The organism is Kitasatospora sp. NPDC015120, assembly GCF_043080305.1.
In the GTDB taxonomy this organism is placed as follows: domain Bacteria; phylum Actinomycetota; class Actinomycetes; order Streptomycetales; family Streptomycetaceae; genus Kitasatospora.
In genome coordinates, this window is the sequence record NZ_JBIBVJ010000019.1 from 16,137 (window position 1) to 30,183 (window position 14,047).

Here is a 14,047-nt window from a genome sequence, read left to right on the forward strand (position 1 = left end):
CCCCCGGGGCGGTCCGGCACGCGGAACAGCGAGGACGGACACCGTGAAGGACCACAGGACCTACCACGTGCCAGCCTTGACCAGCGTGTATTCCTCTCGGTTGCACCCCGGCTGTCCGGCTGTCCGGGCCGACGACGCCCGGTTCGTCGAGACGGTCCTCAACCCCCTCGCGCGCACGGGCTACGACGAAGTCCGCGGAGACTACATCCATGTCGGGGCCGACTACATGTGCGAGGTCTTCCCTCGCGGACAGGTGGGCCGCCTCAAGCTGCTGTCCCGCTTCTCCAGCAGTTGGGCGTTCGTCGACGACCTGATGGACGATTCCGTGGACGCCGGTCGCATCGAGACGCTCCTCGGCGCCTGTGCCGACGCCGTGCTCGGACGGCCAGTGGCCGGCCCCGAGTTCCAGCCCTTCGCCGACCTCTTCGCGCCCCACGCGTGGGAACCGTGCGTCCACCAGCTGTGCGTGGAGGAGATGCTGGCGTGGCTCGACTCGGTGCGCACGATGCGATTCGTGGAGATCGGCCATGAGGTGCTCTCGGTCGCGCGGTATCTCGATCTGCGGTCCCGCAACGACGCGGTCCGGGCCGTGCACTCGCTGGCCGGATACGCCATGCCGGAGCTGGGCCCTCAGCTGTGCGCCGCCGCCAGCACCGAGGACTTTCGGCACGCCGTGCGGCACAGCGCGGCGGCCGTCGGCATCGCACTCGACCTGTCCATGGTCAATGCCAGGCGCGCGGAGATCACCGAGTGGGCGCACATCGTGCCGGTCATCGAACGCTCCCAGGGCCTCGGCCGCCAACGCGCCATCGACACCGCCGTGGCCCTGTTCCATCAGCACGAGCAGAAGTTGGGCGATCACCTCGCGGGTCTCGGAGCGAGGCACCCGGCCGTCGCCACCGCGGTCCGAGCGTGCCACGCGGGCAACGTGGGCTGGATCGCGCGGTCACGCAGCCGCGGCCTGCGTTACGCCGCTTCCTAGGAGCGGCCGGGTTCACTTGGTCGTGGGCCCTCTGCCGCCACGGGGGCTGCTGCCCACCCACCTACAGCAGGTCTTCCGCAGTGCGCGGCCGGCCAGCGCGCCCATCCCCTCGGAGGCGGCCCTCACGTCGACCTCCCGGCCGCCGGCCCCGCAGTCGTCCGAGGCGTCGGCGTAGTCGACGGCGGTGGTGAGGGTGAACGCGCTCCCGGCCAGGTCCGCGAACTCACCGTTCTCCCGCGGCAGCCGTCCTGTCGCGATTGCCCATGGTCATCCTCCGGCGTGCTGTGAGCCTGTTCGTTGTTCGGTGCGCGGCGGCTCGGGCGTCCCGCTCTTCCCGTCCGGCGGGAGGGCCCGCAGGCCGTGGGGGTCGGGGGCGAGGTCGAGTGGGACGGCGCCGAGGCGCCGCCATGCCGCGCGGGCGCCGGCGAGCGGTGCGCCGTCGGTGGCGAGGGCAATGACGCAGTCCCCGCCCACGGCGCCGGAGCTCTTGGCGCTCGCGCCGCGGTCGGCCGCTGCGCGCGTCAGCCGGGCCATCCACTCGGCGGCCTGCGGCGGCGCGAGGCGGCGGGCCATCTCCTCCAGCAGCGTGCCGTATGCGCGGACCGAGCGGAGGAACGCGACCTCGTTCGCGTCGCGCGCGGCCGCCCAGAAACGGTCGAGTTCCCGCGCCAGGGCGTCCAGGACGCCGTTCACCTCGTTCTGCCCGCCCGTCCGGTGGAACCGGTCGATGGCGTCCGGGGTGGAGCAGGCGATCCTGCTCCAGGCCGCGGCGAGCCGTAGCCCGGGCGGGACCGCGGCAGGCCGGGCCCGCGGGATCCCGTCGGCCGTGCAGTACTCGACCCATCCGCCGTGGACACTGGCGGCGACGTCGGCGCCGCTGCCGCGGCCGTGCTGGTGGGCGCGGTGGACGTCGACGGCGGTCGGCAGCAGGGTTCGGCGCAGGGGCGTCGAGGACAGGTCGTGCCCGGCGGTGGCCGCGAGGGCGCCGAGGACGGCGACGGCGCTCGCCGCGCTGGTGCCGAGGCCGAGCTTGCGGCCGGCTCCCCAACCGTGGCCGCGGACCGTGACCCGCAGCGGCCCGGGGCCGGGGAACGCCGTGCGCCCGGCGCGGACGGCGTCGACCAGCAGGTGGGCGCCCGCGTGGGAGGGCACGTCCTGCGGCGGGCCGTCGACGCCGAGGTCGGGTGCGCTGAGCCACCAGCCGTCCGCCCGGGGCTCGGTGCGGCACTCGATGCCGGAGTCGACGGCGGCGAGCAGCGCCCGCCCGCCGTGGAGGACGGCGTACTCCCCGACGACGAACAGGCTGCCCGGCGCGAACACCGCCACCTCGCCCATGGCTCACGCCTCCTCGCCCACGGGGGGCGCCCCGAGGGTTGCGTGTACGGCCCAGGCGGGGGGCTCCCGGAGGGTCCTGGGCGGGCCGCCGGGGCGTGAGCGCAGGATGCGCACGACGCCCGGGACGTCGGCGAGAGCCCGCTCGACGCGCGGGGAGTCGGCGGGTTCGCAGAGCACTTTGACCTGCGGGCCGGCGTCGATGGTGAAGTACGCCGGCGTGCCGTCCTCGCGCAGCCGCCAGACCTCGCGGATCACGGCGACGGTCGTGGCCTCCCAGTACAGCAGGGGCGGGTCGGCGCCCAGCGCGGCGGCGTGCATGCGCAGGGCGTTGCGTTCGGCCGCCGTGCCGAGGGCGTGGAGGTCGCGGGAGCGAACGGCCGCCCGGGCGGCGTCGAGGTCCGCCGCGCCCACGCGGAGCCAGGCGTCGAAGTAGGGCGAGGTGTCCCGGGTGCGGCGCATGCCCTCGCGGGACGGCACGCGCTTGGGGCCGTTGTCGGTCACCGCGGCGAGCACCGCCAGGGGCCAGTGCTCCGGCGGTGCGATCTGGGTGACGGCGCCGGCCTCCTCGCCGGGGCGCCACTGGACGAATCCGCCGAGCAGCGAGCGGCACGCGGAGCCGGAGCCGCGCCGAGCGATCGCGGCGAGCCGGTCGGCGGACGGGATGTCGGTCGCGAGCGCCGCCAGCGCCGTGGTCAGCGCGGCGTAGGCGGAGGCCGAGGAGGCCAGCCCGGCGGCGACGGGGAAGTTCGACGTGATGAGGACGTCGACCGGGCGCTCGATGCCCAGGCGCCCGCGGGCCAGGGCCACGAAGCGCCGCAGGTCCCCCACGGGCCCGGGCGGGACCCAGGCGACGTGGTCGGCGCCCGCGTCGGGCCGCTCCTCGACGCGGGCGCCCGAGACGAGGCCGTCGAGCGTCAGCGACAGGCTGGTGCCCGCCGGCTGGTGGTCGTCCCCCGGCGCCCTGCCCCAGTACTTCACCAGGGCGACGTTCGCGTTGGCCACGGCCCAGATCACGGCCAACTCCGGACGGCGGTCGGAGGCAGCACGCGCACGAACCCTGCCATAGATCGATGATGCACCCGCGGACCGGGCACCGAAACCGGCGGAGGGATTTCGCCCCCCGATGGCATACATCGGCAGTAACATGGGAACACCGCGTTTTCGCGCTTCTCCAGGGAAGAGAGAGCCATGACTTCCCGGCTGCCGGGTTTCTACCGGCTTCCCCTGCAAGAACGTCAGCACGCCGTCGCTGAATGCGTCGGACTGTCGGCCTCCGACCGTCTCGCACTCGCGAGTGACACGCCCCTCGAACTGACCCAAGCCGATCTTATGATCGAAAACGCCGTCGGCATTTTTTCTTTACCCTACGGTGTGGCCGTCAATTTCCTGGTCAACGGGCGCGACCACCTCGTCCCGATGGTGACGGAGGAACCCTCCATCGTGGCCGCCGCCTCGTACGCCGCCCGCCTCATCCGGGACAGCGGAGGCATCCAGGCCGAGGCCGACCCCTCCCTGATGACGGGCCAGATCCACGTCATCGACCTCCCCGACCCCGAGACGGCCGCGGCCCGCCTCAAGCAGACCGCCCCCCGGCTGGTCGAGGAGGCACGCGCGCTCCAGCCCCGGATGACCGCCCGCGGCTGCGGAGCCCGCGCGGTCACCGCCACCGTGCTGCCCGACGGAACCCTGCTCGTCCACCTCGAAGCCGACGTCGGCGACGCCATGGGCGCCAACGCCGTCAACACCCTCGTCGAGGCGATGGCCCCGCACATCGTCGACGTGACCGGAGGCACCGCCAACATCCGCATCGTCTCCAACCTCGCCGACCGCCGCCTCGCCCGCGCCACCGCCACCCTCCCGCAGGAACTGCTGCGCACCCGCGAACGCACCGGCGCCGACGTGGCCCGCCGCATCGCCCAGGCCTGCGACCTCGCCACGCACAGCCCCCACCGGGCGACCACCCACAACAAGGGCATCATGAACGGCATCGACTCCGTCGCCCTGGCGACCGGCCAGGACTGGCGGGCCATCGAAGCCGGCGCCCACGCCTACGCCGCCCACGACGGCAGCTACCAGCCACTCGCCACCTGGCGATACGCCGACGACCGCCTCCACGGCCGGATCGAGATCCCCCTCGCCGTCGGCACCGTCGGCGCCCGGATCAACGGCAACCCCCGGGCCGGCCTGTCCCTGCGCCTCCTCGGCGTCACGGGCGCCCGCGAACTGGCCTCCGTGATGGCGGCCGTGGGCCTGGCCCAGAACCTCGCCGCGCTGCGCGCCCTCGCCGACGAGGGCATCCAGCACGGCCACATGGCGCTCCACCGGCGCACCGGCGGGCAACCGGGTCCCCCGGTTCCCCAGGGTCCCGCCCCGTGACGTTCCGTACGAGCACACGGAGCGCTCCGGGGAAGGTGATCCTCTTCGGGGAGCACGCGGTCGGCTACGGCCAGCCCGCCATCGCGACACCGATCGACCTGCGCCTCACCCTCACCGCCACCCTGTGCGACGACGGACCCGGCGCCCCGGCGGCGGACCCGCCACCGGCATCGGAGGACGGGCGGCGCCTCGCCGCCGCCGTCGGCACGGCGGCGGCCTACTTCTCCCTCGCTGCCCACCGGGTCACCCTCCGCATCGAGTCCGACCTCCAGGCCGGCCGCGGCCTCGGCAGCTCCGCCGCCCTCAGCCTCACCCTGCTCGGCACCCTCGCGGACCTCTCCCGGAACGAACTCGACCGCTCCGAACTCCTGGAACGGGCCGGGGCGGTGGAGGCCGCCTTCCACGGCGCCTCCTCCGGGCTCGACGTGGCGGCCGTCGCGCTCGGCGGAACCGTCTGGTTCCAGCGCACGGCCCGCCCCCGCGCGACACTGCTGCCGGTCGGGCGGCCGTTCGACCTGGTGGTGGCGACGACGGCGCAACAGCGCTCCACCGCCCACCAGGTCCGCGAGGTCCGCCGACGCGCCGAGGCCCGGCCCGAGGCCGTGGACCGGCACTTCGCCCGTCTCGGCGACCTCGCCGCGGCCGGGCGCGAGGCCCTGCGCACGGGCGACCTCGCCGCCCTGGGCGCCCTCATGGACGAGGCCCAGCAACCACTGGCGGACCTGGGCCTGTCCACCCCGGCCCTCGACCACGCGATCGCCACCGCACGCGCGGCCGGCGCCCTCGGGGCCAAACTCACCGGAGCGGGCGGCGGCGGCGCCGTCGTCGCGCTCGCCCCCCGCAACGCCCCGACCGTCGCCTCCGCGCTGCGCGCCGCCGGCTACGGGGTGTTCGTCAGCCGCGTCGACGCGGCCCTCCCGCCCACCCCCTGACGCGCTGCTCCGGCCCCGGGCCGCCGAACCTCCGCTCCGTCGCCAGGGACCTCGCCCCGCAGTAGTGCGGCGAGCTGCTCCGCACCGACCGGTACAGGCAGGCCCTGGCCTCGCTGGACTCCCTCTCCGCCTCGGAGGAGGCACGGAACCAGTTGCGTGCTCGCCGCCGAGGTCGCGCGGCGGAGTTCATGGCGGACACACTTGAGGAGGACAAAAACCGCCGTGCTCCCGGCCCCGTTCCTCCGGTGGCCGGCCGAAGGGACGAGGGGGGAACGGCCGGGGCCGCTGCCGGCGCCGTCCAAGCGGGTGACGAGAAAAGGGGTCGGGTCGATGTCCTGCGAAACCGCACCGCTGAAGATTCCGCCGTTCTTCTGCCCGGTGCCGCCTGCGCTGCACCCCGAGTCCGAGCTGATCGACCGCCGGTCCATCGACTGGCTACGCGGATACGGCCTGTTCCCCACCCCGCAGGGTCTGGCCTACCTACGGGGCAGCCACTTCCCCGAAATGGCGTGCCGGGCCTTCCCCGACGGGGACACCGACCGGGTCCAGGTCATGGCCGACTTCGTCCAGTGGACCCTCTACGACGACGTGGCCGTCGACGGGAACGACTTTCCCGGCCTGCGCGCCGGAGAGGGGCAGGGCACGGCCCCGCGGATCACCTCCGCGGGACAGCTCGCGGAAGTGGCGGGAAAGCTGCTCCGGATGCTGGAAGTCCCGGGGGCGAACCTCCTCCCACCCGATCCCTGGGTCGAGTCCCTGATGGCCGTCCGCGACCGCATCGCGCTCCTCGCCACACCCGCGCAGACCCAGCGGTGGACCGCCGCCTTCAGGGAGTACCTCCTGGCCACGTGCTGGAACCGGGACCTGCACCATCGGCGACGGCTCCCCACCCTGGCCGACTACCTCACCCTGCGCACCCCTGACGGCGGAGTCCAGATGTACGTCGCCCTGTCCGAGATCATCGGGGGCTACCGGCTCACCGCCGACGACCTCGCCCGGCCCGAGGTCCGCGCGCTCAAGGAAATGGCCTGCACGATCATCGCCTGGGACAACGACCTGTTCTCCCACTACAAGGAGACCCTCACCGAATCCCCCTGCATCAACCTGGTCGACATCGTCGCCGCCGAGCACCGGTGCCCGGCGCAGGCCGCGGTCACCGAGGCCGTGGCCCTGCGTGACCGGGTCATGCTGCGCTACACGCACCTCGCCGACAGCGTCCTGCCCTCCCTCACCGCGCCCCAGCGACGCTACGTCACCGACCTCGGCCGGCTGATCGCGGCGAACATCGACATGTCGGCGGGGAGCCTGCGGTACATCAACCCCCTCAACGGCCCCCCGGACAAGACCCTCTGGGCCGACTTCCACCCCGTGCGCACGGACACCCCCTCGACCACCGACCCCCGCCCGCTGCCGTACTCCGACCTCGCCGGGTGGTGGCAGCCCGTGCCGGACGGAGTGGCGGCCCGTCGGCCGTAGTCGCCCGGCGCCTTCGCCGTTCGTTCACGTGTGTGCGCGCACGCGCAGCCGTAGGCCGCGGGGCGCGAGGGTGGCTCCCAGACGGGGCCGCGGCGGCCCGGCGTCGAGGGGCTGGAGTTCCCAGGCCGCGACGACGGCGCGCAGCGCGGCGGTGAGTTCGAGCATGGCGAACCGGTGGCCCACGCAGGAGCGCGGGCCGCCGCCGAAGGTGAGGAAGGTGCCCGGTTCGGGTGTCCTGTCGGTCCACCGGTCCGGGCGGAAGGCGCGCGGATCGGGGAAGTACGCGGCGTCGCGGTGCAGGGGGTAGGGGCTGTAGGCGACGACGGCGCCCTCCTCGAACGGGATACCGTCCAGGATCGTGTGCTCGGTGACGGTGCGGGTCAGCAGCCAGGCCGGCGCGTGCAGTCGCAGGGCTTCGAGGACGACCCGGTGGCACAGTGAGCCGTCGTCGTGGCCGGGCCGGTCCGCCGCGCGTCTCTCCTGCCCGGCGAGCTCCGTCCGCAGGTCGCACTGTACCTGTGGGTGGAGCGCGAGCAGGTGGAACATCCAGGCCAGGGCGGTCGCGCTGGTCTCCGTTCCGGCGGCCAGGAACGTCGCCGCGTGATCGATGAGCTCGGTGTCGCTCAGGCGCCCGCTCCGGTCCGCGGAGTCCTGCGTGATGATCATGCTCGCGAGCAGGTCCGGTTCCTCCGCGTCGAGCGGGCGGCCGCGCCGTTCCTCGACGGCGCTCGCGATGGTGGCGCGCAGGCCCGCGATGGCGTCCCGGTAGTGCCGGTTGGCGGGCAGCGGCAGACGGCCGGCCCCGGGCGGCAGCAGCATCTGCAGGGGTACGCCGGCGACCCAGGTCTCGATGTCGGACACCGCGGCGGTGAGGCGCTCTTCGGTGAGGGAGACCGAGAACAGGGTGCGTAGCGCGACGCGTGTGGTGTAGGCCATCGTCGCGGCCATGACGTCGATGCGCTGTCCGTCGCTCCAGGAGTCCGTGAGGCGTTCGGCCTCCGCGCGCATCACCGGCCGGTAGCGGCGCAGTTGCTCGTCGCGGAAGGCCGGCTGAACCAGTCGCCGCAGGCGCCGGTGCCGGCTGTGCGGGCAGGTGGCGACGGCCTCGCCGAGGAGGTCGCGCATCCGGTCGAAGAAGGGGCCGCCCTTGTCGAAGGTGCGGTCGTCCCTGAGCACCTGCTGGGCGAGGTCGGGGGTGCAGACCACGGACACGGACATGGGGCCCAGTCGCAGCCGCGCCAGGTCGCCGTGGCGGGGCAGGTCGGCCAGGAAGCCGATCGGGTCACGCAGCAGGGGCCAGACGTCGCCGATCACCGGGAGGGTCCCGGGCATCTTCGCCTCCGGATGGGTCAGGACGAGGTGGTCAGGTGCCGCCCGGCGGCTCCCCGAGGTCGTCGAGGTAGCCGGGGCGTTCGGCCGGGATGATGTGTGCGGCGGTGTAGCGGCCGGCCTGCTGGGCCCAGTCGTGGACTCCCCGGATCAGTGAGCGCAGGGCGTCGTGCCGGTAGCGGTCGAGGAGGTCCCGCTCCACCGCCGTGAGCCCCAGGCGGTCGCACTCCTGTGGAAGCCGGTCCTCCAGGGCGGTGAACCGTTCGACGCAGTCGGCGCGCATCCTGCTGACCTCCTCGATGGCCGCGTCGCGGGAGAGTCCCCGTTCGCGTCGCAGGACGAGCACGAGGTTGTGCGGGTCTCCGCGCGCCTCCTCCTTCTCAAGGGAGACCAGGTCGTTGTCCAGGATGACGAAATCGGCGACGAGTTGCCGCATGGCCGCCACCGGAGCGCTGGTGAACGCCCGGTGCGGGACCTCGTAGTGCCCGGCCCGCTCCGCCATGTCGAGGGTCGGCTGCACTCCGATCGAGCGGCGGCGCTCCGGCAGGTAGTCGGCCTCGGTCGGGGCCTCGCCGCGGCTTCGACGGCGGGCCTCCGCCACGTAGCTCTCCAGGTACTGGTGCCAGTGCTGCTCGGCCCGGCTGCGCCAGCGATCGGACATGCCGCTGAGGGAACGTGTCCACAGATCGGCGAAGGCCGCCACGATCGGGGCCCGCAACCGCCCGTCCGGCCCCCCGCGCCGCCGCAGGACTTCCTGCACCGCGCCGACCAGGGCCTGTGCCTGGACCGGGTCGTCGCCCCGCGGACCGTCGAACTGGTCGTCGAACAGGAAGAACCAGCTCTGCTGCTCGATGGCGAGGGCCAGGCCCTCGCCCGTGGCGGCCGGATGGAATCGGACTCCCAGCTCCGTGTAGCCGCCGTTGCGGTGGCGCCGCACCGCCTCGGGGGAGCGCAGCAGGCCGAAGTCGAGCAGCCACTGCATCTCCTCCTCGGCGACCCTTGCGGCGTCGGGGTTGATCCGCACCGGGAACGGTAGGTGCATGGAGATGTCCTGCGGCATGGCAACTCCTCCCGCGGGCCGCGTCACCTCGCGGATGAGGGCGCGCGGTGCGCGGCGGGCGATGACCTTCGCACACCATCCAGCCAAGCATCACGGGCCGATTCCCGCCAGGGAGGCACCGTCCCGGGACACAGGCCGCCGTGAATCACGCACGGGGCGGGTCCGCGGGGCCGTCCCGACCGAGGGCAACCCGGATGCCTACCTGCCCGACCTCGTCGGCGTCCTCAGCAGCCTTTCCGTCGACCTGGGCGAGGAAGGCCGGCGGGCGGAGGGCCTGGCTGTCGTCGAGGAGGCCGTAGCCGCCGCGCTGCGCGCCGCCGGCTACGGGGCGTTCGTCAGCGGCGTCGACGCGGCCCCCACGCCCACCCCCTGACGCGCTGCTCCGGCGCGGGGCCGCCGAATCCCAAGCCTGACCCCCCGCGCGGCCCGTGAGGACTGCGGGCCCGGGATGCGGGGAGAAGGTAGGTATGGACGGTATCGCGTCTGTTCCACTGGCCGCCGGGTGTGTCCCGCTGCTGGGGCACGCGCCGGCCCTGATCCGCGATCCGCTGCGCTTCGTCGCGTCACTGCCCGCCGACGGGGCTCTGGTCCGGCTGCGCCTGGGCCCGCGGACGGTGGTGATGGTGTGTGACCCCGACCTGGTCCGGCACGTCCTGGTGCACGACGAGACGTTCGACAAGGGCGGACCGCTGTTCGAGCGCCTGCGCGAGGTCCTGGGCAACGGGCTCGGCACCTGCCCGCACAGCCTGCACCGGCGCCAGCGGCGGCTGTGCAGGCCCGCCTTCGACGGGGAACGGTTCCCCGGCTACGCGGCCGCCATGACGGACCTGACCGAGGAGACGGCGGACTCGTGGCGGGACGGCCGGGTCATCGACGTGCCCGCCGAGCTGACCACGCTGACCGCCCGGGTCGCCCTCGCCACCATGTTCTCCGCCTCGCTGCCCGTGCCCGTCACGAGGGAGATGCTGCGCGACCTGGGCGACATCATGGGCGGCCTCATCCGTCAGGTGATCGCGCCGGCGCCGCTGGCGCGGCTGCCCACCCCGTCCGCCCGGCGCTACCGGCGGGCCCGTACGCACCTGCGCCGCTCGGTGGAGGCGATCATCGCGGCGCGCCGGCGCGACCCGGGCAGGCACGACGACCTGCTGGGCACCCTGATGGCCGCCCACGACCCCGAGACCGCCCCGCAGGACGGCCCGGCCCTGAGCGACGAGGAACTCACCGACGAGGTGGTCACGTTCTTCGTCACCGGAGCCGATCCCATCGCCGGCACCCTCGCCTTCACGCTGGCGCTCCTCGCCCGCGCCCCCGACGTCGAACGGCGCCTGCACGAGGAGGTGGACCGCGTACGGGCCCAGGGCCCGGTCACCTTCGAGCACCTGCCCGCACTCGAACTCGCCGGGCGGGTGATCACCGAAACCCTGCGCCTCTATCCGCCCGGCTGGCTGTTCACCCGCACCCTGACCGCCGACAGCGGGATCGGCGCGGTCCGGCTGCCGGCCGGCACCATGGTCGCCTACAGCCCGTACCTCATCCACCGGCGCCCTGACCTCTACGAGGCCCCCGACGACTTCCGCCCCGACCGCTGGCTGGACCCCCTCGCCCCGCGCAACGCCTACCTCCCCTTCGGTGCCGGGGCCCGGATGTGCATCGGCGAGCGCTTCGCGCGCACCGAGGCCGTCCTGGCGCTCGCGGCAATCACCGCCCGATGGCGGCTGCTCCCCGTCACGGACCGGCCCCTCCGGTGCGCGCTGTCCACCACGCTGCGGCCCGCACACCTGCCGATGCGCCTGGCCGAACGGTCCTGACGGCCGGCGGCCGCCGGGGTCACCGGGCGGGCGCGCTCCGGTAGCGGCCCGACATCCGCTCCCACGCGTAGTCGCCGCGCACCAGGTCGTGCAGCCCGGTCACCAGGCGCCGCACGCCCGCGGCCCCGTCCTCGGAGAGCACGCAGCCGAGGTCGGCCACCCGCTCCTCCACCACGGCGAACCGAGCGACGCGGCGCGCGATCGCTGCGACCACCTCCTCGACCGCCTCCGCCCTGCCCATCCCGCGCTCCCGCTCCAGGACGAGGAGCAGGTTGTTCCCCTCGTCCCCCGCCGCCGCCTCCTTCTCCACCGAGCACAGGTCGTTGGACATCCCGATGACCTCCGCCGTGAGCCTCCGCAGCTCGCCGAGCACCGGGGCGTGCCACACCAGGGCCGGGACCTCGAACCCGCCCACCCGCTCGATCATGTCGATCACCACGAAGGAGGACGTGGCGAAGGCCCGCCTGCGCACGCACTCGCCCGCGCCCATCACCCGCCCGTGGTGGCGGTCCACCGTCTCCGCGAGGTGCGCGGCCAGGTAGCCATGCCAGTCGTAGGCGGCCCGCACACGCCACGCCTCGCTCATCCCCCGGCAGCTGCGCCGCCAGATGTCGGCCAGCGCGCGAACCGTCCCCGACGCGCCCGCCCCCGGCGTCCCGCCCGGCAGCAGCACCCCGGCGAGTTCCTCGCAGACGGCGGCCGCCTGCTGCGGGCGCTGCCCCAGCGAGCCGTCGAACCGGTCGTCGAACGGGGCGAAGTACCAGCCCATCAGATCACCGGCCAGTTCCAGCCCCTCCTCCGTCGCCTCCGGGAAGAAGAACGCGGCGAGTTCGGCCAGTCGCCAGTCGGCGAACCTGGCGGGGGTGAACGTCCGCCCGTCCAGCAGGCCGTACTTCTCCAGCCAGGCGAGGGTGTGGTCACGGGCGCGCGGCAGGTGGGGGCTGCTCCGCAACGGCCAGGGAAGCGCGAACTCGACATCCTGCGGCACGGCGGCCTCCCTGCCGGAGCGCGTCGGCCCACCCTGGACGGGGCGGCACCCGACGGTGTCCGGGCGGCTCCGGATCGATGACACCCTGATTCGATCGTCGCACAGCGACCGGCTCCGGTCGCCCGCGTCCGGTTCCGGGCCGGGGCCCGGAACCGGACGGTCACCTCCTGCGTGAGAACGTCGACCGCGCCCACCACCCGCCCGGGACGCTGGACGACTACCTGGCGCTGCGCCGCCACGTCGTCGGCTACCGGCCCTGCCAGGACATGATCGAACGGGTCTCGGGCTACGAGATCCCCGCGTTCCTCCGGCACCAGAGCGCCCTGCAGACGCTCGGTGAGCTGTGCACCGACCTGATCGTCTTGTCCAACGACATCTCCTCCCTGGAGAAGGAGCAGGCCCGCGGCGAGGGCATGAACGCCGTCCTCCTCCTCGCCCGCACGGCCGGGGTGTCCCCACGAGCGGCGCTCGACCAGGTCGACGCTCTCGCCTCGCGGCTCGCCGAGGGCTTCCCCGCCGCCGCTGCGCGGGTGCGCGACCTGGCGGACCACCTGCACCTCACCCCCGGGCGGGGGGACGTCCTCGACCGGTGGATCGACGCGAACCGCAACTGGCTCGGCGCCCACAACCGCCGGGCCTGCGACATCCCCCGCTTCGGTCCGCCCGCCGTCAGGCCGTGCGCCACGCGATCCTGTCGGCGAGGGCGCGCAGCTGCTCCCGTACCACGGCGGGGACGGGGAGGCCGTCCAGGACGGTCACCGCCTGTGCGCACCGGTCGGTGATCATGTGCTCGACGGCCCGGTCCGCGCCGGTGTCGCGCAGCAGGGCGCGCAGGGTTTCGGCGTCCTCCTCGCCCAGGCGGGGGTTGCCGTAGAGGGCGTGCAGCAGCGGCGCCTGGGCCGGAGTGGCGGCCTGGAGGGCGAGGCTGACGAGGACGGTGTGCTTGCCTTCGCGCAGGTCGTCCAGCGCGGGCTTGCCCGTCTGCTGGGGGTGGCCGAAGGCGCCGAGGACGTCGTCACGCAGCTGGAAGGCCTCTCCCAGCGGCAGGGCGAATGCGCTCAGCGCGCGGTGGAGAGGCCCGTCGGCCCCGGCGAGCGCGGCGCCGATCTGCAGGGGCCGCTCGCAGGTGTACTTGGCGGTCTTGTAGCGGATGACGGTCAGGGCCGGGCCGGTGTCGGGGGTGGGCAGGCCGGTGGCGAGCAGGTCGAGGCACTGGCCGTACATCACCTCCTCCCGCATGAGGGCGACGAGCGGCCGCAGGCGGGCCGCCTGTGCCGGTTCGAGGCCCGGTTCGGCGGCCTGGAGGATCTCGTCGGACCACAGCAGTGCGAGGTCCCCGGCGAGGATCGCGGCGCTGGTGCCGACGGTGTCGGCCAGCTCCCGGGTGCGGCCCGTGCGGTAGCGGGCGGCCAGAGCGCGGTGCACAGTGGGCCGCCCGCGCCGGGTGTCGGAGCGGTCCATGACGTCGTCATGGACCAGGCAGAAGGCGTGGAACATCTCCAGCGCGGCACCCACCTGGACGGCCTGCCCCAGTCCCCGCTCGCCGACACCCCCGCCCGCCTGCCAACCCAGCACGCACAGCAGCGGACGGATCCGCTTGCCGCCCGCCCGCAGGAAGTCGGACAGGGCCACGGGCACGTCGTCGGGCAGCCCCTTCGCGCGGGCGGCGGACGCCTTGGCGTCGACGAACGCGTCGAGGACCCCGTCTACCCGACGCCGCACGAGGTCCAGGTCAGGTCGCCGCCACCGGCTTCGCGACGC

12 protein-coding genes and 1 pseudogene are annotated in these 14,047 nt (G+C 74.1%); 7 read left to right on the forward strand and 6 right to left on the reverse strand.

Annotated features, from left to right (window positions below; all coding sequences use genetic code 11):
• Positions 1–43 precede the first annotated feature (43 nt).
• Positions 44–982: a hypothetical protein gene (locus ACF1AK_RS29535; RefSeq protein WP_391501891.1), complete on the forward strand. Its 939-nt coding sequence runs from the start codon at positions 44–46 to the stop codon at positions 980–982.
• Between the two features lie 267 nt (positions 983–1,249).
• On the opposite strand, the gene ACF1AK_RS29540 is transcribed toward ACF1AK_RS29535, so the two are convergent.
• A complete protein-coding gene (locus tag ACF1AK_RS29540) occupies positions 1,250–2,317 on the reverse strand; it encodes a mevalonate kinase (RefSeq protein WP_391501892.1) in 1,068 nt (355 codons plus the stop codon).
• A 3-nt stretch (positions 2,318–2,320) separates the two neighbouring features.
• Entirely contained in the window at positions 2,321–3,331 is a 1,011-nt protein-coding gene (mvaD, locus tag ACF1AK_RS29545) for a diphosphomevalonate decarboxylase (protein WP_391501893.1), read from the reverse strand.
• 168 nt (positions 3,332–3,499) lie between these two features.
• Here mvaD and ACF1AK_RS29550 point away from each other — a divergent pair.
• The 3 genes and pseudogenes from ACF1AK_RS29550 to ACF1AK_RS29560 all read left to right on the forward strand — a co-directional run.
• A pseudogene (locus ACF1AK_RS29550) lies at positions 3,500–4,693 on the forward strand (hydroxymethylglutaryl-CoA reductase, degradative); the annotation flags it as partial.
• A 35-nt stretch (positions 4,694–4,728) separates the two neighbouring features.
• Complete coding sequence (gene mvk, locus ACF1AK_RS29555; RefSeq protein ID WP_391501894.1) at positions 4,729–5,625, forward strand: mevalonate kinase; 897 nt, start codon at positions 4,729–4,731, stop codon at positions 5,623–5,625.
• Positions 5,626–5,955: 330 nt separating this feature from the next.
• Positions 5,956–7,101 carry a hypothetical protein gene (locus ACF1AK_RS29560; RefSeq protein ID WP_391501895.1) on the forward strand — a complete coding sequence of 382 codons (1,146 nt, stop codon included), beginning with the start codon at positions 5,956–5,958 and terminating at the stop codon, positions 7,099–7,101.
• Between the two features lie 24 nt (positions 7,102–7,125).
• Here the strand turns inward: ACF1AK_RS29560 and ACF1AK_RS29565 are convergent, their stop codons facing one another.
• The gene (locus ACF1AK_RS29565; RefSeq protein WP_391501896.1) at positions 7,126–8,433 is read right to left on the reverse strand and encodes a cytochrome P450; all 1,308 of its coding nucleotides are present in this window, start codon (positions 8,431–8,433) and stop codon (positions 7,126–7,128) included.
• Between the two features lie 31 nt (positions 8,434–8,464).
• A complete protein-coding gene (locus ACF1AK_RS29570) occupies positions 8,465–9,490 on the reverse strand; it encodes a pentalenene synthase (protein ID WP_391501897.1) in 1,026 nt (341 codons plus the stop codon).
• 61 nt (positions 9,491–9,551) lie between these two features.
• On the opposite strand from ACF1AK_RS29570, the gene ACF1AK_RS29575 reads away from it, so the two are divergent.
• A complete protein-coding gene (locus ACF1AK_RS29575; RefSeq protein ID WP_391501898.1) occupies positions 9,552–9,863 on the forward strand; it encodes a hypothetical protein in 312 nt (103 codons plus the stop codon).
• 94 nt (positions 9,864–9,957) lie between these two features.
• Positions 9,958–11,298 carry a cytochrome P450 gene (locus ACF1AK_RS29580; RefSeq protein WP_391501899.1) on the forward strand — a complete coding sequence of 447 codons (1,341 nt, stop codon included), beginning with the start codon at positions 9,958–9,960 and terminating at the stop codon, positions 11,296–11,298.
• Positions 11,299–11,317: 19 nt separating this feature from the next.
• Here the strand turns inward: ACF1AK_RS29580 and ACF1AK_RS29585 are convergent, their stop codons facing one another.
• The gene (locus ACF1AK_RS29585; protein WP_391501900.1) at positions 11,318–12,286 is read right to left on the reverse strand and encodes a pentalenene synthase; all 969 of its coding nucleotides are present in this window, start codon (positions 12,284–12,286) and stop codon (positions 11,318–11,320) included.
• Between the two features lie 167 nt (positions 12,287–12,453).
• Between ACF1AK_RS29585 and ACF1AK_RS29590 the strand changes: the two genes are divergently transcribed.
• On the forward strand, positions 12,454–13,068 hold the full coding sequence (locus tag ACF1AK_RS29590; protein ID WP_391501966.1) for a terpene synthase family protein: 615 nt from the start codon (positions 12,454–12,456) through the stop codon (positions 13,066–13,068).
• On the opposite strand, the gene ACF1AK_RS29595 is transcribed toward ACF1AK_RS29590, so the two are convergent.
• A complete protein-coding gene (locus ACF1AK_RS29595) occupies positions 12,956–14,008 on the reverse strand; it encodes a polyprenyl synthetase family protein (RefSeq protein WP_391501901.1) in 1,053 nt (350 codons plus the stop codon). The two genes, ACF1AK_RS29590 and ACF1AK_RS29595, sit on opposite strands and share 113 nt — an antisense overlap.
• Positions 14,009–14,047 lie beyond the last annotated feature (39 nt).

Coding starts and splice junctions, on each gene's coding strand:
- ACF1AK_RS29570 (WP_391501897.1), bottom strand. CDS start 9,490: ATGCCGCAGGACATCTCCATGCACCTACCGTTCCCGGTGCGGATCAAC.
- ACF1AK_RS29560 (WP_391501895.1), top strand. CDS start 5,956: ATGTCCTGCGAAACCGCACCGCTGAAGATTCCGCCGTTCTTCTGCCCG.
- ACF1AK_RS29540 (WP_391501892.1), bottom strand. CDS start 2,317: ATGGGCGAGGTGGCGGTGTTCGCGCCGGGCAGCCTGTTCGTCGTCGGG.
- ACF1AK_RS29565 (WP_391501896.1), bottom strand. CDS start 8,433: ATGCCCGGGACCCTCCCGGTGATCGGCGACGTCTGGCCCCTGCTGCGT.
- ACF1AK_RS29575 (WP_391501898.1), top strand. CDS start 9,552: ATGACCTTCGCACACCATCCAGCCAAGCATCACGGGCCGATTCCCGCC.
- ACF1AK_RS29580 (WP_391501899.1), top strand. CDS start 9,958: ATGGACGGTATCGCGTCTGTTCCACTGGCCGCCGGGTGTGTCCCGCTG.